We start from the raw sequence: 1,208 nt of genomic DNA, 5'->3' as shown, positions 1-1,208 counted from the left end.
GCTGGGGCGGTGGCGGCGGACGGCGCGGCGGCGGTGGCGGAGACCTCGCGTCCGGCATCCTCGGCGGTCTCGTGATCGGCAGTCTGCTCGACGGCATCTTCGACTGATTCCGACGCGTCTCGGCATCCGGACATCACGACGGCCCGATCCCTTCCGGGATCGGGCCGTCGTGCACTGCGGATCAGGAGGCGAGAGCCTCGGAGGGCGGAGCCTGAGTGCTCAACGCGATCACACCGTAATCCCAGCCCTTGCGGCGGTAGACGACGCTCGGGTGGTCGGTGCGCACATCCACGAAGAGGAAGAAGTCGTGTCCGACCAGTTCCATCCTGTCGACGGCTTCCTCAACGGTCATCCACACCGCATCGAAGCTCTTCGTGCGGATGACGACGGGCGAGTATTCTTCCTCTTCGCTCTGCTGCACCGGCATGCTGCCGGTCGCCACCGCGTGGAGGATGTCGGCCGACGCCGGCTGGACGTCGATGCCCTCGAGCGATCCGCTTCCCTTCTCGAAGTGCGCGCCGCGAGGGTGCTGTCGTCCGTCGACTCGCTTCTCCTTGGCGCGACGCAGTTGCTCGGACATCTTGTCGACAGCGAGATCGAGGGCGACGAACTTGTCTCCGTCCGTCGCCTCTGCGCGAACGACCGGTCCCTTCCCGATCAGTGTCAGCTCGACGGTCTCGTCGGGGACACGACCGTTGCGATACACGCGATGGGTGACTTTCACATCCAGTCTCTGCGCGCGAGACGCGAGCATCTGGATCTTGGCGATCTTCTCTTCGACAACGGTTCGGAAGCGATCGGTGATACCCACTCCGACGCCAACGATGCTTGTTTCCATTGCTGCCTCCTTGTCCCGGTCCTCCCGGCCAAGGGCGGACCGTGGTCGCCTTGTGTCCCCCCACCGTAGTCCGCTGATCGGCGGATGTCACGGCCTGGTTCCCCTGTGTCGCCGGTGCATCCCCGATGAGGTTCATCCGAATCCGCTGCGACGCGGCGTGGCGGCGAGCGCGACCGCCGCCACCACACGGAATCCGGCTGATCTCAGGGCTCGCGACGCTTCATCCAGCGTCGCCCCGGTGGTGCCGACGTCGCCCATGAAGACCTTCGCCTTGGGCGCGTTCCACCAGAGGAATCCGATGAGGCTCGCGGCGAACGAGGCGGCGATGATCGCCAGGTTGAACGGGTCGCGCACCTCGTAGCACCCGCCG

General features: G+C 66.1%; 1 protein-coding gene and 1 pseudogene. Both read right to left on the bottom strand.

The genetic code is table 11. The annotated features are described in order from the left end of the window. Positions 1 to 181: 181 nt before the first annotated feature. The gene (gene hpf / locus KZA10_RS15650) at positions 182 to 838 is read right to left on the bottom strand and encodes a ribosome hibernation-promoting factor, HPF/YfiA family (protein ID WP_218683346.1); all 657 of its coding nucleotides are present in this window, start codon (positions 836 to 838) and stop codon (positions 182 to 184) included. 132 nt (positions 839 to 970) lie between these two features. Further along, positions 971 to 1,208, bottom strand: a pseudogene (locus KZA10_RS18355) (hypothetical protein); the annotation flags it as partial.

Origin of the sequence: Microbacterium sp. BF1 (genome assembly GCF_019279095.1) — a bacterium.
Lineage (GTDB): Bacteria > Actinomycetota > Actinomycetes > Actinomycetales > Microbacteriaceae > Microbacterium > Microbacterium maritypicum.
The sequence above is the reverse complement of the archived record's forward strand: the minus strand, read 5'-3'. Positions and strand labels throughout refer to the sequence as shown.